Source organism: Paucibacter sp. TC2R-5, assembly GCF_025717605.1.
Classification (GTDB): domain Bacteria; phylum Pseudomonadota; class Gammaproteobacteria; order Burkholderiales; family Burkholderiaceae_C; genus Paucibacter_A; species Paucibacter_A albus.
Genome location: NZ_JAJIRQ010000008.1, coordinates 47,203 through 67,872 on the forward strand (window position 1 = coordinate 47,203; position 20,670 = coordinate 67,872).

Consider the following 20,670-nt stretch of genomic DNA (forward strand, 5'->3'; position numbering starts at 1 on the left):
CTCAACCCGAAGTTGAGGCGCGCAAAAAAGCTCAGTAAGCTAAGGGTTGGCGTGAAGACATGCCAACCCTTTTTTTTCTAAATGATCCGCTCAGCCACCCTTTTGTCACCCTTTTGTCAGCCACGTCGTGAATCAAGTTGTGAGTCAAGCCCTGCATCCTAAATTGGCGCTGTTCGAGGACGGCGAAGTCGCCACCGCGCTGCCGGTGGTCGATCATTACTGCGGTGTTGAGGTCCGCATGCGCAAAAGCCTGGAACTGCAGGCACAAATGGGGCCGGTGTTCGACATCACACTGGATTGCGAGGACGGCGCGCCAATCGGCGGCGAAGCCGAACATATCTCCCTGGTGGCGGAGATGCTCAACAGTGCCAACAACGCCCATGGCCGCGTCGGCGCACGTGTGCACCCCTTGAGCAGTGCTAGCTTCGAGGCTGATGTCGATGGCCTGATTGGCAAGGCGGGTGAGCGCTTGGCCTATCTGATGGTTCCCAAGCCGCGCAGCGCTGCCGAGGTGGAAGCAGCTTGCCAGTTCATCGACGCCAGCCTGCAGCGCCATGGCATTGCCAAGCCTTTGCCGGTTCATGTCCTGATCGAAACCCATGGCGCTCTGCGCGATGTTCAGAAAATTGCCGCCCATCCCCGTATCGAGTCGCTGTCTTTTGGTTTGATGGACTTTGTTTCTGCGCATCGCGGAGCGATACCGCGTCACGCATTGAGCTCCGAAGGCCAGTTCAGCCATCCCCTGGTGACGCGAGCCAAGCTTGAAATTGCGGCGGCCGCTCATGCTTTCGCCAAGACGCCCTCGCATTGCGTGGTGACCGAGTTCAAACATGCCGCCGCCATCGAAGCCGCAGCGGCAAGGGCGGCGCGCGAATTCGGTTACACCCGCATGTGGAGCATTCACCCCAGCCAGATCCAGCCCATCATCGACGCCTTCGCGCCAAGCGTGGCAGAGATCGACGAGGCCATAGACATCATCCATGCGGCGATGGCTGCCGCGTGGGCCCCGATTCAGCACCACGACGTGCTGCATGATCGCGCCAGCTACCGCTATTTTTGGCATGTGCTGGAGCGCGCGCATCGCACCGGCCAAGCCTTGCCCATTGAAGTGGCACTGGAGTTTTTCGGCTCAGCCTGAACTCAAAGACCCGCTTGTTGCACCAAGAGACAAATTGCTGACTCAAGGCCAATCAAACGGGCACCTTCTGCACCGACAATCAAACCATTGCGACCTCGGAAATATCTTTTCATGCAAACGATCCGCCCATTATTCAAGTCTTCCGTCCTTGCCTGCGCCTTGGCGCTGGCGTCAGCACCTGCCTGGTCCGCCGTTGCAGACAGCAGCAAAGCCAAGAGCCGCCCAGCAGCCAAAGCAACGCCGGCTCCAAAAGCGCCTATCGCCGAGCCGGTAGACAACACGCCCTTGAACGAAGAGCAAATCGCCGTCGCACCACAGGTGCATGCCGGTGATGCCAACTGCGAGTTCAAGAACAAGGTGACGGTGACGCCGGATCCCGAAAATCCCGGTCGCTTCCGCCTTCAGTTCGGCAAACTGGTCTACAACATGGTCCCGGAACCGACTACGACAGGCGCGGTGCGCCTTGAAGACAAAAAAGCCGGCGTGGTGTGGTTGCAGATTCCGACGAAGTCGATGTTGATGAACACCAAGGTAGGCCAGCGCATGGTGGACTACTGCATGCATTCCGCACAGGTTTCCGAGGCGCAATCGGCCGCGCTGTCCAGTGCGCAAGAAGAAAGCAGCCCCAAGCCCAGCGGCGGCAGCAGTGCCTTGTCGGGCGGGGCTGCAGACAAACGCTGAGTCAAGGCAAAACCCGCAGCAAGTGCTTTCACCGGGGCCACCCTGCTTTGGCGTAAAAACTTGCTGCGGTACGCTGAATTAAGTACGTATAATGAATGCATACTTTCTTCCTCGGGAGGTTCAGCATGGAAGCTACCGTTGCCGAACGCGGCCAAATCACCCTGCCCAAGGCCGTGCGTGACGCATTGGGCTTGAGCAAGGGCTCGACACTCAAGGTCGAGCTTGACGGTGCGCGCATCATCTTGCGCAAAAATGTCGATGACGCCATCTCTCGGGCGCGTGGACGCTTCAAGCTGCCTGAGGGCACCAGCTCCGATGATGTGATGCGCGATCTGCGCGGCCGCGCTCCCGGCGACCCGATCTCGGAATGACGCGCTCAAAGCTCAACCATGATCGCCGTTGACACCTCCGTTTTGATCGATCTGCTGGGCGATGACGCCCGCGCCGACGCGGCCGAAGCTTGCCTTCGACTGGCGCTGAGCTCCGGTCCGGTGGTGGTGTGTGACGTGGTGGTGAGCGAAGTCACCGCCGGCCTTGGACATGGCTCCGAAGTGATGGATGTGCTGGAGGAAATGGGCCTACGCTTTTTGGCCCTGGACCAACGCGCAGCCATCCGCGCCGGCGAGATGCAACGCAAGTACAAGCAGCGGGCGCTCGCGGGGCCAAGCTCTGCCGCGTCTCAGCGCACGATTCCTGATTTCTTGGTGGGCGCACATGCCATGCTGCAGTGCGACGCCCTGCTCACCCGCGACGAAGGTTTTTTTCGCGACTATTTCAAGGGGCTGAAGGTCATCACGCCGACCCTGCCCTGATTTTTTCCTGTCCCTTATCCAACCTCATAGCAAGCTCTGGAGAGAACGACCATGCTGCAAGCCTACCGCCAACATGTTGCCGAACGCGCCGCCCTCGGCATCCCGCCGCTGGCCCTCGACGCCAAGCAGACCGCCGAACTGATCGAGTTGATCAAGACCCCGCCCGCTGGCGAGGGCGAGTTCCTGATGGATCTGCTGACGCACCGGATTCCGCCCGGTGTCGATGATGCCGCCAAGGTCAAGGCCAGCTTCCTGGCGGCCGTGGCCCACGGTGACTTGGCGGTCGGTCTGATTTCCAAGAACCGCGCCACCGAGTTGCTCGGCACCATGGTCGGCGGCTATAACGTCAAGCCTTTGATCGACCTGCTGGACGACACGGAAGTAGCAGCCACGGCCGCAGCCGCGCTGAAGAAGACGCTGCTGATGTTCGACTTCTTCCATGACGTCGCTGAAAAAGCCAAGGCCGGCAATGCGCAGGCCAAGGACGTGATGCAGAGTTGGGCCAATGCCGAGTGGTTCACCACCCGCCCTGAAGTGGCAAAGAAGATCACCGTGACCGTCTTCAAGGTCACCGGCGAGACCAATACCGACGATCTGTCCCCTGCCCCGGACGCTTGGAGCCGCCCGGACATTCCGCTGCACTATCTGGCGATGCTGAAGAACGCCCGCCCCGGCATAACGCCCGAAGAAGACGGCAAGCGCGGCCCGATGAAGTTCATCGAGGACCTCAAGTCCAAGGGCAATTTGGTCGCCTATGTCGGCGATGTGGTCGGCACCGGATCTAGCCGCAAGTCGGCCACCAACAGCGTCATCTGGGCGACCGGCGAAGACATTCCCTTCGTGCCGAATAAGCGCTTTGGCGGCGTCACGCTGGGTGGCAAGATCGCGCCTATCTTCTTCAACACACAGGAAGACTCGGGCGCCTTGCCTATCGAGGTCGACGTTAGCGCCTTCAATATGGGCGACGTGATCGACATCTACCCCTACGATGGCAAGATCGAGAAGGACGGAAAAGTTGCCGCCTCCTTCAAGCTCAAGAGCGACGTGCTGTTCGACGAAGTGCGTGCCGGTGGCCGCATCAACTTGATCATCGGCCGCTCGCTGACAGCCAAGGCACGTGACTTCCTGGGTCTGCCTGCCGCCACCACTTTCCGCTTGCCAACTGCGCCAATCGCAACCAAGGCCGGCTTCACGCTTGCGCAGAAGATGGTCGGCCGCGCCGTCGGTCTGCCTGAAGGCCAGGGCGTGCGTCCCGGTACTTATTGCGAGCCACGCATGACGACGGTCGGCAGCCAGGACACCACCGGTCCGATGACCCGTGACGAGTTGAAGGACCTGGCTTGCCTGGGCTTCAGCGCCGATTTGGTGATGCAGTCCTTCTGCCACACCGCGGCCTATCCAAAGCCGGTCGACGTCAAGACCCACCGCGAACTGCCCGCCTTCATCAGCAGCCGTGGCGGCGTGGCGCTGCGTCCTGGCGACGGCGTGATTCACAGCTGGCTGAACCGTCTGCTGCTGCCCGACACCGTCGGCACCGGCGGAGACAGCCACACCCGTTTCCCGATCGGCATTTCCTTCCCCGCCGGCTCTGGTCTGGTCGCCTTCGGCGCCGCTACCGGCGTGATGCCGCTGGACATGCCCGAGTCGGTGCTGGTGCGCTTCAAGGGCCAGATGCAGCCCGGCATCACGCTGCGCGACCTGGTGCACGCCATCCCCTTGTATGCGATCAAGGCCGGTTTGCTGACCGTCGCCAAGGCCGGCAAGATCAATGAATTCTCGGGCCGCATCCTTGAGATCGAAGGCCTGCCGGACCTCAAGGTCGAGCAAGCATTTGAGCTGAGCGATGCCTCCGCCGAGCGTTCCGCTGCAGGCTGCACCGTGCACCTGAACCCCGCCCCGATCAAGGAATATCTGACCAGCAATATCGTGCTGATGAAGAACATGATCGCCGACGGCTATCAGGACAAGCGCACGCTGGAGCGCCGTATCGCTGCGGTCGAAGCCTGGTTGGCCAACCCACAGCTGATGGCTGCCGACAAGGACGCCGAATACGCTCATGTGATCGAGATCGATCTGGCCGACATCAAGGAACCCATCCTGTGCTGCCCTAACGATCCGGACGATGCCAAGTTCCTGAGCGAAGTGGCCGGCACCAAGATCGACGAGGTCTTCATCGGTTCTTGCATGACCAATATCGGCCACTTCCGTGCCGCCTCCAAGCTGCTCGAAGGCCGTCGCGATATCCCCGTTAAGCTGTGGGTCGCACCGCCAACCAAGATGGATGCATCCGAGCTGACCAAGGAAGGCCATTACGGCACCTTCGGCGCGGCTGGTGCCCGCATGGAAATGCCCGGTTGCAGCTTGTGCATGGGCAACCAGGCACAGGTGCGTGAAGGTGCCACAGTGGTGTCCACCAGCACCCGCAACTTCCCGAACCGCCTGGGCAAGAACAGCAATGTTTACCTGGCCTCGGCCGAGTTGTCGGCGATCGCGTCCAAGTTGGGCCGCATCCCGACCGTGGCCGAGTACCACGCCGACATGGGTGTCATCAACAAGGACAGCAGCCAGATTTACAAGTACCTGAACTTCGATCAAATCGAGGAGTACTCGGACACCGCCAAGGGCGTGCAAGGCTGATAACGGGGTAGCTAAGCTGACATCGCGTCGGCTTGGCTCAGTTTGATGACAAAGAGGGCCCGCGGTTCAAATCGCGGGCCTTTTTCTATTCAGCGGACAGACCAGTTGATGCTCAGCGCCAGACGCCCTCGCGGTTTTCTTTTTGCGTGGCGTAGTAGGTGTAGAGGATTTCGTCGGTGACGTTCTCGGTTTTCAGCAGTCCCTTGCTCGCCATTTTGTGCGACCAGGTTCGGTCGGCCCCGTAATGACCGACCCACGGTACTTGCAAGACCAGCTCCCGTCGTATCGGGGTCAGGTGTTGCGGATTGCGGTAATAGCCTTCCGGCGCGTCGACCCAGACCTTGTTCTTGATGCTGTAGAAAACCGACTTGAACGGGCCGCCTTCGACACTGACCCGGGCCGAGAAGCCGACACAGTCGACCCCAGTAAGCAGCGGGTAGATGGTGTCAACATAATGCTCAGAAATGACGTCATCGTCGTCCACGAAATTGACATACTCGCCCTGGGCAATGTCAATCATGGCCTGTAGCTTGGGGCCATACTGGCGGCTGCGGTTGTCCTCCAGCACCAGCAACTCCACATCGGGATAGCGAGCGACTTGAGGCTCCAAGATATCCAGCAGCCGCTTGCGCAGCTCTCGCCTTGCCGGCAAGGTGGGCACAAGAATCGACCATTTGAACTTGCGGGCCTCGCCTGCTCCTGACGCTGCACCAGCCTGTGGTTTGATCAAGCGATGGGCTGCATCGACATCATCGCTGGGCAGACGGAGATCGGTCTGCTTGGTGCGAGCCGTTGTGCGTTCACGCAGCGAAGTCTCGACCTTGCGCAACAGCAGGCGAGAATAACGCGCCTGCTCGGGCTCGCAGTGCCTACCGTCAAGATCAAGCGGCTCGGCGCCCAGCAGCTCGAAGCGATGTTCGAACCAGTCCAAGGACCAAAAGAAATCGCTGCAGGCTCGGCCTATGCATTCGTGCAGCGCTTGCAGAGCAACCGGCGACGAGCCGGGCTCAAGCCCAAATGCGCCGGGCAACTCCAAATGCAATTCACCGCCCACTTGCAATAGGCGCAAAGCGTTGCTCAGCAAGGCTTTCAGCTTGCACTCGTCGAGGTCCAGCCGCCCGGCCTGTATGACATCTGCGCTAGTTTCGGCTAACTCCACCTGCCCCTGGTGCACTGTCTTGCTGCTGAGCGGGAAGTTGTGCGGCGCGCACAGGTCAAGCATCCAGTCGGGCTCGCTGGAGGCTTGCGCGTCGAGGTTGAGCCAGCCGGCCCGATACGCCGCCCCCGCCCCCAGACTGATGCAGTTGGGTGACCAGGCGCCTGCAGGGCGAGCTTGATGATGAGCTTGAGTCATTGCGCAAGCCGAGACCAGCACATCGGCATAGGCTTTGGCAGGGTCGCTCGCCTCGAAGCGCTGCAAAGCAAGTCGCGCTCGCTCGAAGAAAGTGGCGCTGCCAAACTGCTGCTGAAAAAAGGACTCAAGCTCCTCGTCCCTCAGCCAGAACACTGTCTCATCGAACGGAGGAAGGACGTCGGTATGCGCCGCACGCTCCGAGATCACGGGCGTACCCAGCGACATGCAATGCGTCACGCGAGCTTGCTCGAACCGGCTGCTTTCGTAGAAATGCATATTGATCACGGCCTTGGCCTGCTTGATGAACTCGTCGCGCTCAGGGCCGTACAGCGGTCCGTCAAACACCGCCACGCTCAGACCCAGGGCTTCGATGCGCTCCAACCAGCCGCGCCGGCGCTCATTGATGCTGCCGAAAAACAGCAAGTCAATGGGCCTGTCTTCCAGGGGAATGGCGGACGCTGGCTTCAGGTAGGGCGCAAACCACAAGGGCAGCACCGGGATATCGTTTGGGATTGCCGCGTAGGCGCTGCGATTGCCGGCATGGTAGTCCACGACGCTATTGCTGGCCAGCAGTTGCAGGTACTCCGGCGAGACCGTGGCTCCACCCTCCCCTAACTGTTCCAAGTTGACGAATACGCAGGCGTGGCTTTGGGTCTGGCTGGCCTCAAAGCCCAGATGCGCGCCGAAGACGAAATTGATCGCGTCGTAGCGCAAGCGATTCTTGGACATGCTGACGCTGGCGCCCAGGCGGCGGAACTGGTATCGAAAATACCGGGCCTGATCCAAGAAACCCAGCGAATGCACATAGTTAGCGGGCTGCTGAATGCACAAATGGATATCGGGCGTCGAGCTCATGGAGGCTTCTTTCCGGGCTGAAATTTGGGCGAGTTTTGCCGTGGTGCCTTGGCGCATTTGGGCGCAGCCGGGCGCATTTGGGCATTCAAGCCCAGATTCCACAAGGATATTAAGAACAAGCTTTGAACAAAGCACCGTGGAGCCAGGCAAATCGCGGGCAATTTGCACGAGGGATGGTTTTGGCACCTTCGTCTGACCAAAGCTTCGCGTTGAGCTTGCAATCCATGGCTACAATGCGCCCCGTCAGGAGAGAGTTCCCTCGCGGGAGCCGCCGAAGGCGCAGTGGCACTGGTGATCCCACGCTGCGAACGCTCAGGCAAAAGGACTGATAAAACGCCCGTTCACAAAACGTCGGGCGTCCTCACTGGAGAGAGACGGGTCTTTGAGCCCGTCCACTGAAGGGGCAAGCTGCGGGCAATACGCCGGCGGCCAATCTCTCAAGTAAAGCGGACAGCGAGGGCATCCCCCCTACTCCTTGGTTGGAGTAGGTCAGTTGACTGCCCTCGAAGGATTTCCGCCATGTCTAGCTCCGACAACTCCACCCCCTTGCTAAAGACCCCGCTGCACGCCTTGCACATTGAGCTGGGCGCCAAGATGGTGCCTTTCGGCGGTTACGACATGCCGGTTCAGTACGCTATGGGCGTGATGGCCGAGCACAAACACACCCGCGCCGCGGCCGGCTTGTTTGACGTCTCGCACATGGGCCAGGTGCTGCTCAAGGGCGACGGCGCCAGCGCCGCTCTGGAAACCATCGTGCCGGTGGACGTGATCGACCTGGGCCTGTTCAAGCAGCGCTACGCGCTGTTCACCAATGAAACCGGCGGCATCTTGGATGACTTGATGATCGCGCGCCGCCCGGACGACCTGTTCGTCGTCGTCAACGCCGGCTGCAAGGTGCAAGACATCGCCCACATGCAGGCCAAGATTGGTGACAAGTGCCAGGTCTTACCCCTGCCCGAGCAAGCGCTGTTGGCGCTGCAAGGCCCGCAGGCGGTGACCGCGCTGTCGCGCCTGAACCCCGACGTTGCCAAGCTGACCTTCATGACCGGCGGCTTCTTCAATCTGGACGGCATTGAGACCTTCCTGACCCGATCCGGCTATACCGGCGAAGACGGTTTCGAGATCTCGGTGGCCGGTGATCAAGCCGAGTTGCTGGCGCGCAAGCTGCTGGCACAGCCCGAAGTCAAGCCTATCGGCTTGGGCGCGCGCGACTCGCTGCGCCTGGAAGCCGGCCTGTGCTTGTACGGCCATGACATCAACACCGAATCCACCCCGGTTGAAGCTTCGCTGACCTGGGCAATTCAGAAGGTTCGCCGCGCCGGTGGCGCGCGTGCCGGCGGTTACCCCGGTGCGGCCGTGGTGGACGCCCAACTCGCCAATGGCGCGGCGCGCAAACGTGTCGGTCTGGTCAGCTCGGAGCGCATGCCGGTGCGTGAAGGGGCGAAGTTGGTCAACGCAGACGGCCTTGAAGTCGGCGTTGTCACCAGCGGCACGCTGGGCCCCACGGTTGGTAAACCGGTCGCCTTGGCCTACCTGAGCAAAGAATATTCGGCCATTGGCACCGAGGTCTTCGCCATCGTGCGCGACAAGCGCACGCCGATGACGGTCAGCAGCACGCCTTTCACACCTAACGGTTATTTCCGCGGGTGATTGCGCTAAATTTTTCTCGTCCCTTTTCCATCAATACACGGAGCACAGCATGAGCAACATCAAGTACACGCACGACCACGAATGGGTCCAGATCGAAGCCGACGGCGTTGTCACCGTGGGCATCACCGTACACGCGCAAGACGCGCTGGGCGATGTGGTGTTTGTGGATCTGCCTTCGGTCGGCACAAGCTTTGCTTCCAAAGAAGTCGCCGGCGTGGTCGAGTCCGTCAAGGCGGCGGCTGATGTCTACATGCCCGTCAGCGGTGAGATCACCGAGGTCAACGAAGCGCTGCGCGACGATCCGTCGCTGGCCAACACCGACCCGCTGAAGGCCGGCTGGTTCTTCAAGGTCAAGCTCAGCAATGCCGCCGAACTCGACGGTTTGATGGACAGCGCTGCCTACGACGAGTTGGTTAAGAACAGCTGATCGCTGCCTTGCCCGCGCCGGCCGGCATCCTGCTGACCGGTGCTTGAAGAGAATAAAGAAATGGGCTTGGCGGCACCACAAGTGCGGCTTGCCCCTCAAGGATTTGCCATGTTGATGTCTGCTAACAAGCCCCTGGTCGCGCTCGAGAACGCCGCCGAATTCCACGCTCGCCATATCGGCCCCGATGCGGCTGATGAAGCCGGCATGCTGTCGGTGATCGGTGCGGCCTCGCGCCGTGCGCTGATCGATGCGGTGGTGCCCGCCAATATCAAGCGCAGCAATGCGATGAACTTGCCGGCGGTCGCCTCGGAAGCGCAGGCGCTGGCCGAGTTGAAGGCTATGGCCGCGCAGAACAAGGTCTTGAAGAGCTATATCGGCCAGGGCTATTACGACACCCTGACCCCCGGCGTCATCCTGCGCAACATCCTTGAGAACCCCGCCTGGTACACCGCTTACACGCCTTACCAGGCCGAGATTTCGCAAGGTCGCATGGAGGCCCTGGTCAACTTCCAGACCATGGTTACCGACCTGACAGGCATGGCCATCGCCAACGGCTCGATGCTGGATGAAGCCACGGCAGCCGCCGAGGCAATGACGCTCGCCTTGCGCGTGGGCAAGAGCAAGTCGCAGGTGTTTTATGTCGCCGATGACGTGCTGCCGCAGACGCTGGAAGTGGTGCAGACCCGCGCCAAGCCGCTGGGCTTGACGGTGCAAGTGGGCCCGGCCGCCGACGTAGGCAAGAGCGAATGCTTTGCCGCCTTGCTGCAATACCCTGGCCTGCAAGGCGATGTGCGCAGCCTGCAGGCCGCGGCCGATGCGGTTCACGGTCAAGGCGCTTTGCTGATTGCCGCCGCGGACCTGCTGGCTCTGACGCTGATCAAGTCGCCCGCCGAGATGGGCGCCGACATTGCCGTCGGCAACACACAGCGCTTCGGCATGCCCATGGGCAATGGCGGCCCACACGCCGCTTATATGGCCTGCAAGGACGAATACAAGCGCAGCCTGCCCGGCCGCTTGGTAGGCGTCAGCATCGACGCGCATGGCGCGCCGGCCTACCGCCTGGCGCTGCAGACGCGCGAGCAACATATCCGCCGCGAGAAGGCCACGTCCAACATCTGTACCGCACAGGTGTTGCCGGCCGTCGTCGCCAGCATGTACGCGGTTTATCACGGCCCTGTGGGCCTGAAGCGCATCGCTCAGCGCGTCGCCAGCTTCACGGCGGTGCTGGCGCAAAGCCTGCAAGGCCTGGGCTGGACGCTGGCCAACGCAAGCGCCTTTGATACGCTGACCGTCAACACCGGCGGCAAGACCGATGGCATCCTCGCCGCTGCGGTGGCCGCCGGTATGAATCTGCGCCGCGCCTCGCCTGAGAGCGTCAGCATCTCGCTGGACGAAACCACCACCCGTGCCGATTTGCAAGCGCTGCTCGAGGTGTTCTCGGCCGGCAAGGCCAAGGCCGACTTCAGCGCGTTTGAGAAGGGCGTCGCCAGCCTGATCCCAGCCGAGTTGCAACGCAGCAGCACCTACCTGACGCATCCGGTCTTCAACCGCTATCACTCCGAAACCGAAATGCTGCGTTACTTGCGCGGCCTGTCGGACAAAGACTTGGCGCTGGACCGCTCGATGATCCCGTTGGGTTCGTGCACGATGAAGTTGAACGCCACCAGCGAGATGATCCCGATCACCTGGCCGGAGTTCGCCAATATTCACCCGTTTGCACCACACGATCAACTCAAGGGTTATGCGCTGCTGAACGAGCAGCTGACCGCTTGGTTGTGCCAAGCCACCGGCTATGCCGGCATCTCCTTGCAGCCGAACGCCGGCTCGCAGGGCGAGTACGCTGGCCTGTTGGCGATCAAGGCTTTCCACGAAGCTCGCCATGAAGGTCATCGCAAGATCTGCCTGATTCCTGAGTCGGCGCACGGCACCAACCCGGCTTCGGCGCAGATGGTGGGCATGACCGTCGTCGTCACCAAGTGCGACAAGGAAGGCAATATTGATCTGGTCGACCTGAAGGCCAAGTGCGAACAGCACAGTGCCAATCTGGCCGCCATCATGATCACCTACCCCTCCACTTATGGTGTGTTCGACACCCATGTGAAGGAGATCTGCGCGCTGGTGAAGAGCCATGGCGGGCGTGTCTATGTGGACGGCGCAAACATGAACGCCTTGGTCGGTGTGGCAGCGCCCGGCGAGTTTGGCGGCGACGTGTCGCACCTGAATCTTCACAAGACCTTCTGCATCCCGCATGGCGGCGGCGGCCCGGGCGTTGGCCCGGTTTGCGTGGTGGCCGATCTGGTGCCTTATCTGCCGACACACCGCTCCGGCGGCTATGTCAGCGAGACTGCAATCGGTGCGGTTTCGGCTGCCCCGCTGGGCAATGCGGCCGTCTTGCCGATCAGCTGGATGTATTGCCGGATGATGGGCGCCGACGGCCTGCAAGCGGCAACCGAGGTCGCGATTCTGTCAGCCAACTATGTGGCGGCTCGCCTAGCAGACGCGTTTGACATTCACTTCAGCAGCAATGTGACCAGCCTCAAGGGCGGCGGCGTTGCGCATGAGTGCATTTTGGACATCCGTCCGCTGAAAGATGCGACCGGTGTTGGCGCCGAAGATGTGGCCAAGCGTTTGATCGACTACGGCTTCCATGCGCCGACGCTGTCCTTCCCGGTGGCCGGCACCTTGATGGTGGAGCCGACCGAGAGCGAGTCCAAATTCGAGTTGGATCGTTTTTGCGACGCCATGCTCGCCATCCGAGCCGAGATCGCCAAGGTGGCGGACGGCACTTGGAGCCGCGAAGACAACCCCTTGGTCAACGCGCCGCACACGGCCGAGGCCTTGCTGAAGGCTGAATGGAGCCATGGCTACAGCCGCGAAGAGGCGGCCTACCCGGTCGCCACGCTGCGCCGCCAGAAGTACTGGGTGCCAGTCGGCCGCGTCGACAACGTCTGGGGCGACCGCAATCTGTCTTGCTCCTGCCCACCCATGAGCGACTACGAGGCTTGATCAGCCGCTAGCCGCTCGAACCGACTGCGCGCACCACTGCCGCGCCGTCGGTTTTTTTTCGCAGACATTTTTTGATGGAGGCCCCTTATGGCCGTCTCAGTTTTCGACTTGTTCAAGATCGGTATCGGGCCATCGAGCTCGCACACGGTCGGCCCGATGCGCGCCGCGCGCTTGTTCGCGCTGCGCCTGCGCCACGAAGGACTGCTGGACAAAACCACCCGCGTGGTCTCGCAGATGTATGGCTCGCTGGGTGCGACCGGCAAGGGCCACGGCACCGACAAAGCGGTACTCTTGGGTCTGGCCGGCCATGAGCCGGACAGCGTCGATGTCGAGCAAGTATCGCTTTACCTAGACGGCATACGAGGCGGCAATTTGAGCCTGCTGGGCGAACATCCGATTGCCTTCAACGAGGCCAAGGATCTGGTCTTCTTCCGCCGCCAAAGCCTGCCCTTTCATGCCAACGGAATGCGCTTTGTGGCCTATGACGCGAACGAGGTAGAGATTCAGGAGCGCACCTATTACTCCGTCGGCGGCGGCTTTATCGTCAGCGACGAGGTGGCGGCCGACGGCAGCAAACAAAAGGTCATCGCGCCCGATTCGCAGGTGCTGCCCTACCCTTTCCACAGCGGCGACGATTTGCTGAAGATTTGCAAAGAGCACGGCATCAGCATCGCCGAGATCATGCGCCGCAATGAGCGCCATTGGCGCAGCGACGAAGAGACCCGCGCCGGCCTGCTGAAGATCTGGCAGACGATGCAGGACTGCGTTGTGCGCGGCTGCAAGACCGAAGGCGTGCTGCCGGGCGGCTTCAAGGTCAAACGCCGCGCCGCACAACTGCACCGCGACCTGACGGCCAACCCAGAAGCTGCTTTGCGCGACCCTCTGCAGGTGATGGACTGGGTCAATCTGTACGCGCTGGCCGTCAATGAAGAGAACGCTGCCGGCGGCCGCGTGGTCACGGCGCCGACCAATGGTGCGGCCGGCATCGTGCCTGCTGTCTTGCACTATTACACGCGCTTCTATCACGGCGCCAATGAAGAAGGCGTCATTGATTTCCTGCTAACCGCCGCAGCCATCGGCATCCTGTACAAGGAAAACGCCTCGATCTCGGGCGCCGAGGTCGGCTGCCAGGGCGAGGTCGGTGTTGCCTGCTCGATGGCAGCCGGTGCGCTCTGCCAGGTGATGGGCGGCACGCCTGAGCAGGTCGAGAACGCGGCCGAGATCGGCATGGAACACCATCTGGGCCTGACTTGTGACCCAGTCGGCGGCCTGGTGCAGATCCCCTGCATCGAGCGCAATGCGATTGCTTCCGTCAAGGCGATCAACGCCGCTCGCATGGCCTTGCGCGGCGACGGCACCCACTTCGTCAGCCTGGACAAGGTCATCAAGACCATGCGTGACACCGGTGCCGACATGATGACCAAGTACAAGGAAACCGCACGCGGCGGGCTGGCGGTGAATATCGTCGAGTGCTGACGGCCGCTCTCAAACGTTCAAAGTTTGATGCCGATCGGCGGGTTGTCCTTGGGCAACCAGCGCCGATAGATTTTGAGAAAGCTGCCGTCACGCTTCATCTCGCGCAAATGCGCGACCCACGTGTTGACCGTCGCATCAGGGGTGTCAAGCGAAAAAGCGATATAGCCTTCCGAGCTGGCGTAGCTGTAGACTATCTCCAGCGAATCCTCCGCAATGCCGGCCTTGGCCAGAATGTCAGGCATCGACAGCCGTTCGGTCGCAAAGAAAGGTGCCCGCTTGGCCAACAGCATCTTGATCGCGGTGACCGGCTCACTCACGCTGACCAAGTTTTGAAAGCCCAAGGTTTTCAATTCTTCGGCGGTAAACCAGTCGCGCACAACCAGCACCGCCGAGGCTCGCTTGGCATCTTCCATGCTGCGTAGCCGCATGCCGTTTTGGGCCGGTGCATAGATCGAACTGTAAAAGGTCACGATCGGACCTACCCACTTGAACTGTTTTTCCCGCTCTGGTGTGCGAGCCATCGAAAACAGCCCGACCTCGCCCCCGCCCTTCGCCTCTCGAAAGGCTCTTGCCCAGGGCAAGAATTCAATCGCCAAATCTGACCCTTGGCGGCGTTGAATCTCCTGCACGATCTCCACAGCCAAGCCACGCGGCAGGCCTTGTTCGGTGAAGTTGATCGGCGGAAATTCCTCACTCAAGAGCCGCAAGCTTGCGGCACAGGACGATACCAGGCATAAAGCGAAACCAAGCATTGCAAGGCCTCGTTGAACAAGTTGACAGAGAGACAGCTGCTTGGTCATGAGAGCCCAAGGATAGCAGCGGGAGCTTGGCCGCCAAAAGGAAAGGGGCGCCGAAGCGCCCCTTTTCCACAAGCAGCGCTTGCTCAATCAGTCATCGCCCCCCGGCGCCAGCGTCAAGCCGCCAAGCGAGGCCTTCTCGGCCGCGCCAGACTTGAGCTTGGGCTTGCGCTCCCGCACCAGGTAGGAGTACAGCACCGGCACCACGATCAAGGTCAACAGCGTCGACGTGATGACACCGCCGATGATGGCGCGGCCCATCGGTGCTTGCACCTCGCCGCCCTGGTTGAAAGCCAGCGCCATCGGCAGCATGCCGAACACCATCGCCGCCGTCGTCATGATGATGGGCCGCATGCGCACCAGGCCGGCTTGCAGCAAGGCTTCGGGGATGGTCGCCCCGCCTTTGCGCGCTTGGTTGGCAAAGTCGATCAGCAAAATCGCGTTCTTGCTGACCAGGCCCATCAGCATCACCAGGCCGATCATCGAGAACACATTCAACGTAGAGCCGGTCAAGAGCAAAGCCAGCATCACGCCGATCAAGGCCAAGGGCAGCGAGGCCATGATGGCAATCGGCTGCACAAAGCTGCCGAACTGACTGGCCAGCACGATGTAGATGAAGATCACGGCCAGACCCATCGCGGCGAGCAGACCCTTGAAGGCCTCCGCCTGCTGCTTGCCGGCGCCGTCCACATTGAAGCTCACCCCGGGCGGCAACTGCATGGACTTGATCATCTTCTGCACGTCGGCATTGACATCGCCGGAGGCACGCCCCTCGGTGCCGGCAAACACGGCCTCGCGGCGCTGCAGGTTCTGACGCCGGATCACCTCAGGGTTGAAGACCGACTCGATCGTGGCGACTTGATCCAGCGAGATCGGCGAGCCATCTTTGGCGAACGCGACCGGCAGCTTGAGCATCTGATCAACCCGCTGACGTTGCTCGACCGGCAGACGCAAGAGCACCTCAACCTGATTGCCGTCCGGCGTGGTCCAGTAGGTGGCCACGTCGCCATTGACATAGGCGCGCAGCGAGGCGGCGAGTTGCGGCGCGGTCAGGCCCAGCTCACGCACGGCCGAATCCTTCAGCTTGACAGCATAGGCCGGCAAGCCTTGCTTGACGGTGGTTTCCACGTCTACCGCACCGGGTACCTTCTTGATGCGAGCGACCAGATCATTGGCGACCTCGGTCAAGACGGTCGGATCGGAGCCCAGGATGGTGATCCAGATCGAGCGGTCGCCGCCGACGCTGGCGTCCACGCCGGGCAACTTGGCGATGTCGGCGCGGAAGGCGTCTTCCAACTGCTTCTGGCTGCGCTTGCGGTCTTTCTTGTCCACCAGGGCAATGCTCAAGGTAGCCTGATTGCGGCCGGTACTCATGCCCTCACCGGTGCCGCCGACGCTGGTCGAGATGGTCTTGATTTCCTTGTATTGCGACAAGATCTCTTCGATCTGCGCGACCTTGGTATTGCTGCGCTCCAGGCTGGAGGCCGTTGGCATGCGCAGATTGACCTGGATGAAGCTGTCATCGGTTTTTGGGGCGAACTCGCTGCCGACAAAGGCGCTCAAACCCAAGGCCACGACAAAGCTGGCCACGCCTATCGACATCACCAGGCCGCGCGGCGTGATGGTGGCAAAACGCAGGCGGCGTGGCTGGCTGCGATCACGCAGGCCCTCGGCGTCAAACGGGCGACCAAAGGCCGGCAGCGGCGGCACAAACACGCGGTAGCGCCGGCCCGAAAAGGCCCAGCGAATCGTGCGCTCATAGGCGATGTGCAAAAGGTCCATGCCCCGGTCGGTGGCGCGGATCAGGTGGCCGATCACCGGTACGCGTTTCAGATAGGTGCTCGGTGGGTCTTTCCAAATCGAGCTGAGCATGGGGTCCAGCGTAAAGCTGACGAACAAGCTCACCAGCACCGCCACCGCCACCGTGATACCGAAGGGGTAGAAGAACTTGCCGATGATGCCGCCCATGAAAGCGATGGGCACAAACACCGCGCAGATGGCAAACGTGGTGGCCATGACGGCCAAGCCAATTTCGTTGGTGCCGTCAAACGCGGCGGTGCGGTGGTCTTTGCCCATGCCGACATGGCGCACGATGTTCTCGCGCACCACGATGGCGTCATCGATCAGCAAGCCGATGCACAGGCTCAAGGCCATCATGGTCATGAAGTTCAGCGTGAAGCCAAGCGCATGCACGGCGATGAAGCTCGAGATCACCGCGATTGGCAGCGTCAGGCCGGTGATGATGGTCGAGCGCCAGCTGTGCAGGAACAAAAATACGATCGCCACCGTCAGCAAAGCGCCTTCGACCAGCGTGTGCTTGAGGCCTTCCAAGGAGTTCTTGACGTTGTCGCTGGACGCATAGATCAGATTCAGCTCGACGTCCTTGGGCAGGTTCTTGCGCAGCTCTTCCATCGCCTCCTTGACGCCTTCGCCGGTGGTCACGATATTGGAGTCTTGCTGCTTGAAGACGCTGAAGGTCACTGCTTGCGCGCCATTGATGCGGGCCAGGCTGTCGGGCTCGCGCTCGCGCTCGACCAGGGTTCCCAAATCACCCAGAGTCAGCACCAGATTGCCGCGCCTGGCGACGACGATATTGGCGAACTGCTTGGGGTCTTTGACCCGGCCTTCAACGCGCAGGATTGCGTCGGCGGTCTTGTCGGAGATCAGCCCGACCGGTTGATCGGTATTGGCTTCGCGCAAGGCGGTCGAAATCTCCGCCGGCGTCACGCCATATGCACGCAGACGCAGCGGGTCCAGATCGATGCGCACCTCGCGCAGCACCATGCCGCTGACATCAACCCGCGCCACGCCGTCGACCCGGCCCAGGCGCTTGGCAATGATCAGCTCGCTCATCATCGACAGCTCGCGCGCCGGCCGCGTCTTGCTCATCAAGGCCGCCAGCACGATGGGCTGGTTGTCCTCGATCTGCGCGCGCGCCACGGTTGGCGTCTTCACATCTTTAGGAAAGGCGGCCTGAGCGGCGGCGACGCGGTCGCGCACCTCCTGCATGGCGCGGCCCATATCGGTGTTGAGGCCAAACTCGACCTGCGCTTGCACACGGCCCTCGAAACTGCGCGACATCACCTTCTCGACGCCGGCAATGGTGTTCAGCGCCTCTTCCAGTGGCTTGGCCACTTCGCGCTCGACCGCCTCAGGCGAAGCGCCGGGGTAGCGTACGTCCACCGAGGCGACGGGGATGGAGATATCGGGCATGTTTTCCACGCCCAGCTTGCTGTAGGAAAAAATACCCAGCACGCACAGCGCCACCATCACCATGGTCGCGAAGACCGGGTTCTGGATTGAAACTTTGGTCATCCACATGATCTGGGCCTCAGTTCGACGCGGCGGCGGTGGACTTTGTGGCTTCGGCAACCTTGGTCTTGCTCACCACCACCGAGGCCTTGGCGCCTTCGCGCAAATTGTCAAAGCGAGCCGCCAGCACTTGCGAGCCGGGGCTGAGGCCTTGCAGCACCTCGACCCGACCTTCGCGCGCATCGCTGCGTCCTGTCGTGACGATACGGCGCAGCAAAGCGCCGTTCTCGATCAGCCAAACGCCGTCTTGGCCAGCATTGCTGGTGACAGCAGCCACCGGCACGGTCAGGCGCTGCGCGTCATCGGGCAGCTCCACCTTGGCGACCGCATATTGGCCGGCACGGAACTCTTCCTTGGGGTTGGCCAATTCCAGCGTCACGCCGATCGAGCGCGTGCCCGGCTCGGCCGCCGGGGCGATGCGGCTGATGCGCGCCTCGACATTGCGGTCCGAGCCCTCAACGCGAATTTGCACCGGCATGCCGGGCTTCAAACGGCTGACTTCGTGCGTGCCAACCAGGCCGGCCAGCTCCAGGCGGCTCAAGTCAACAATGCTCAAAATCTGCTGCTCGGGCGACAACTTCTCACCCGGCAGCGCATGGCGTTTGGATACGACGCCGCTGATAGGCGCCACCAAGGCCGCTTGGCGCAGCGTCACTTGCATGGTGTCGAGCTGCGCCTTGGATGTGGCCACTTGGGCGCGCGCGGTCTCAAGGCTTGCCCGCGAGGTGTCGAGCGCGGTAGAGGCGATGAACTTCTGCTCGGCCAGGCCTTGATTGGCCTTGTACTGGCGCTCGGCCTGGTCCAGCTGCGCGCGTGCCGACTCGACACTGGCGCTGCGCTCGGCGACCCGGTAGCGCAGCTCTTCCAGATCCAGCTGGCCCAAGGCTTGGCCGGCCTTGACGCGGCTGCCTTCGCTGACGCTCAGGTTCAGCAGTGTGCCGGTCGACTTGGCACGCACGATGACCGTGCCGGGTGCTACCAGGGGGCCGGAAAACTCGATCAAGGCCGGCATGCTGGTCAGGGTCGGCTTGATCACCTCGGCCGGCACAAACTCCAACGCCACCGCCGCCTTGTCCTCACCTGGCTTGGTCGGCTTGGCAGCCGGATCGCCCTTGCTGGCAAATACTGCAACTGCCCCACCGACCAGCACTGCGGCGGTAATACCGCCGAAAAGCCATTGTTTGCGCATGGAGTCCCCTTATTCATCTATTGCCGAAGTGGCCGCAGTGTAGGGACTGGGCCAGGGCCCTGCGATGGTCATCGTGACGAGTTGCAGAATTCAGGGCACGATCTGCACTCGGCAGCGATCATCTGATGAATGCGTTCTGCCGTCTATCCCAGACCAAGCTGCGCCAACAGCAAACAGCGCTCGCCAAGGCCGCCACCGCCGCCACGCCGAACACCGCTGCATAGCCGGTGTAGGACACCAGCCAGGCGCCGGCCAAGCTGCCCAAAACGCCCGAGCAACCATAGCCCAGGACGGTGTACAAGGCTTGGCCGCGGCCGCGCAATTGGCCGGGGAAATAGCGCGTTACCAGGGCGATGCAGGCGGTGTGCTGGGCGGCGAAGGTGATCGCATGCAGACATTGGGCCAAGAACAAGACCCACAAGCTGCCGGCAAAAGCACCGGTCACGCCAAAGCGCAAGGCCGTCGCCAGCGCTGCCGCGATCAGCCAATGATGCAGGCTGCCGCGCTCCATCACCCTGCCCTGCAAGGCAAACCAGGCAATCTCCACCACCACCGATGCGGCCCACAAGAGCCCAACGATCTGCTTGCCGTAGCCGAGCGAATCCAGGTAGAGGCTGAAGAAGGTGTAGAGCGCGGTGTGTGCCAGCACGGTCAAGAACACGCCGGCAAAGAACCAGCGCACCTCAGGGCGGCGCATCACCTCTGCAATAGGCGGGCTGGGCGCATGCGCCGAATGAGGCTGCTCCGGCTGCTCGGGCAAGCGCCATGCCATCACCACCACCAGTCCCAGCAAGACCAAGGTGGTGATGGCGAAAGCCTGCATTCCGAAATGCTCAAACCACCAACCGGCCAACAAGACGGTGGCCAAGAAACCGACCGAACCCCAGACCCGTACCTGGCCATAACGGCGCGCATCCATGCCGCCCTCGGCCGTCATCAACTGCGCCGCGACCAAGGTTTCCATCAGCGGCACGATGGCCGCGTTGAAGGTGAACATCAAAAAGGTGGCGGCGGCCAGCGTTGTCACCGAGGCCCAAGGCGCAGGCACAAGAAAACCCAAGCCCGCACAAAAGCTGGCCAAGGCGGCCCAACGGATGATCTTGGTACGCTGCCCATGCCGGTCGGCCAAGGCTCCCCAGGCATAGGGCGCAAACAGCCGGGTCCAACTGGCCAAAGAGACCAGCAAGCCGATCGCTACCACCGGCAGACCCAGTTCCTTGTACCAAAGTGGCGCGTAAGGGTTGAAGCCGCCGATGGCTGCGAAGTAGGCACAAGATAGCGCGCTGCAAGCCGCCAGCGTGCGTTTGGACGCTGCGGCTTCAGGCATGGAGTTGGG

At 61.8% G+C, this 20,670-nt stretch carries 14 protein-coding genes and 2 riboswitches; of the genes, 9 read left to right on the forward strand and 5 right to left on the reverse strand.

Going from position 1 to position 20,670, the window contains the following annotated elements:
- Positions 1-139 precede the first annotated feature (139 nt).
- The 5 genes from LNV08_RS17925 (at position 140) to acnB (ending at position 5,268) form a co-directional block, all read left to right on the forward strand.
- A complete protein-coding gene (locus LNV08_RS17925) occupies positions 140-1,138 on the forward strand; it encodes an HpcH/HpaI aldolase/citrate lyase family protein (protein ID WP_263535110.1) in 999 nt (332 codons plus the stop codon).
- Between the two features lie 111 nt (positions 1,139-1,249).
- The gene (locus LNV08_RS17930) at positions 1,250-1,819 is read left to right on the forward strand and encodes a hypothetical protein (RefSeq protein WP_263535111.1); all 570 of its coding nucleotides are present in this window, start codon (positions 1,250-1,252) and stop codon (positions 1,817-1,819) included.
- A gap of 125 nt (positions 1,820-1,944) precedes the next feature.
- Complete coding sequence (locus LNV08_RS17935) at positions 1,945-2,190, forward strand: AbrB/MazE/SpoVT family DNA-binding domain-containing protein (RefSeq protein WP_263535112.1); 246 nt, start codon at positions 1,945-1,947, stop codon at positions 2,188-2,190.
- An 18-nt stretch (positions 2,191-2,208) separates the two neighbouring features.
- Positions 2,209-2,631, forward strand: a complete 423-nt coding sequence (locus tag LNV08_RS17940; protein WP_263535113.1) for a type II toxin-antitoxin system VapC family toxin — start codon at positions 2,209-2,211, stop codon at positions 2,629-2,631.
- A 51-nt stretch (positions 2,632-2,682) separates the two neighbouring features.
- Complete coding sequence (gene acnB, locus LNV08_RS17945) at positions 2,683-5,268, forward strand: bifunctional aconitate hydratase 2/2-methylisocitrate dehydratase (RefSeq protein ID WP_263535114.1); 2,586 nt, start codon at positions 2,683-2,685, stop codon at positions 5,266-5,268.
- Positions 5,269-5,380: 112 nt separating this feature from the next.
- Here the strand turns inward: acnB and LNV08_RS17950 are convergent, their stop codons facing one another.
- On the reverse strand, positions 5,381-7,477 hold the full coding sequence (locus tag LNV08_RS17950) for a hypothetical protein (RefSeq protein WP_263535115.1): 2,097 nt from the start codon (positions 7,475-7,477) through the stop codon (positions 5,381-5,383).
- Between the two features lie 234 nt (positions 7,478-7,711).
- A riboswitch (glycine riboswitch) is annotated at positions 7,712-7,815 on the forward strand.
- 16 nt (positions 7,816-7,831) lie between these two features.
- Positions 7,832-7,941: riboswitch (glycine riboswitch) on the forward strand.
- 55 nt (positions 7,942-7,996) lie between these two features.
- Here LNV08_RS17950 and gcvT point away from each other — a divergent pair.
- The 4 genes from gcvT (at position 7,997) to LNV08_RS17970 (ending at position 14,036) form a co-directional block, all read left to right on the forward strand.
- The gene (gene gcvT, locus LNV08_RS17955) at positions 7,997-9,127 is read left to right on the forward strand and encodes a glycine cleavage system aminomethyltransferase GcvT (protein ID WP_263535116.1); all 1,131 of its coding nucleotides are present in this window, start codon (positions 7,997-7,999) and stop codon (positions 9,125-9,127) included.
- Between the two features lie 49 nt (positions 9,128-9,176).
- A complete protein-coding gene (gene gcvH / locus LNV08_RS17960; protein WP_263535117.1) occupies positions 9,177-9,554 on the forward strand; it encodes a glycine cleavage system protein GcvH in 378 nt (125 codons plus the stop codon).
- A gap of 108 nt (positions 9,555-9,662) precedes the next feature.
- Positions 9,663-12,560, forward strand: coding sequence for an aminomethyl-transferring glycine dehydrogenase (gene gcvP, locus LNV08_RS17965; RefSeq protein WP_263535118.1), 2,898 nt, complete (start codon positions 9,663-9,665; stop codon positions 12,558-12,560).
- An 87-nt stretch (positions 12,561-12,647) separates the two neighbouring features.
- The gene (locus tag LNV08_RS17970; RefSeq protein WP_263535119.1) at positions 12,648-14,036 is read left to right on the forward strand and encodes an L-serine ammonia-lyase; all 1,389 of its coding nucleotides are present in this window, start codon (positions 12,648-12,650) and stop codon (positions 14,034-14,036) included.
- Positions 14,037-14,053: 17 nt separating this feature from the next.
- On the opposite strand, the gene LNV08_RS17975 is transcribed toward LNV08_RS17970, so the two are convergent.
- The 4 genes from LNV08_RS17975 to LNV08_RS17990 form a co-directional block, all read right to left on the reverse strand.
- Entirely contained in the window at positions 14,054-14,734 is a 681-nt protein-coding gene (locus LNV08_RS17975) for a substrate-binding periplasmic protein (RefSeq protein WP_263535120.1), read from the reverse strand.
- 189 nt (positions 14,735-14,923) lie between these two features.
- The gene (locus tag LNV08_RS17980) at positions 14,924-18,154 is read right to left on the reverse strand and encodes an efflux RND transporter permease subunit (protein ID WP_263535121.1); all 3,231 of its coding nucleotides are present in this window, start codon (positions 18,152-18,154) and stop codon (positions 14,924-14,926) included.
- A gap of 10 nt (positions 18,155-18,164) precedes the next feature.
- Complete coding sequence (locus LNV08_RS17985; protein WP_263535122.1) at positions 18,165-19,334, reverse strand: efflux RND transporter periplasmic adaptor subunit; 1,170 nt, start codon at positions 19,332-19,334, stop codon at positions 18,165-18,167.
- Positions 19,335-19,452: 118 nt separating this feature from the next.
- On the reverse strand, positions 19,453-20,661 hold the full coding sequence (locus LNV08_RS17990; RefSeq protein ID WP_263535123.1) for an MFS transporter: 1,209 nt from the start codon (positions 20,659-20,661) through the stop codon (positions 19,453-19,455).
- Positions 20,662-20,670 lie beyond the last annotated feature (9 nt).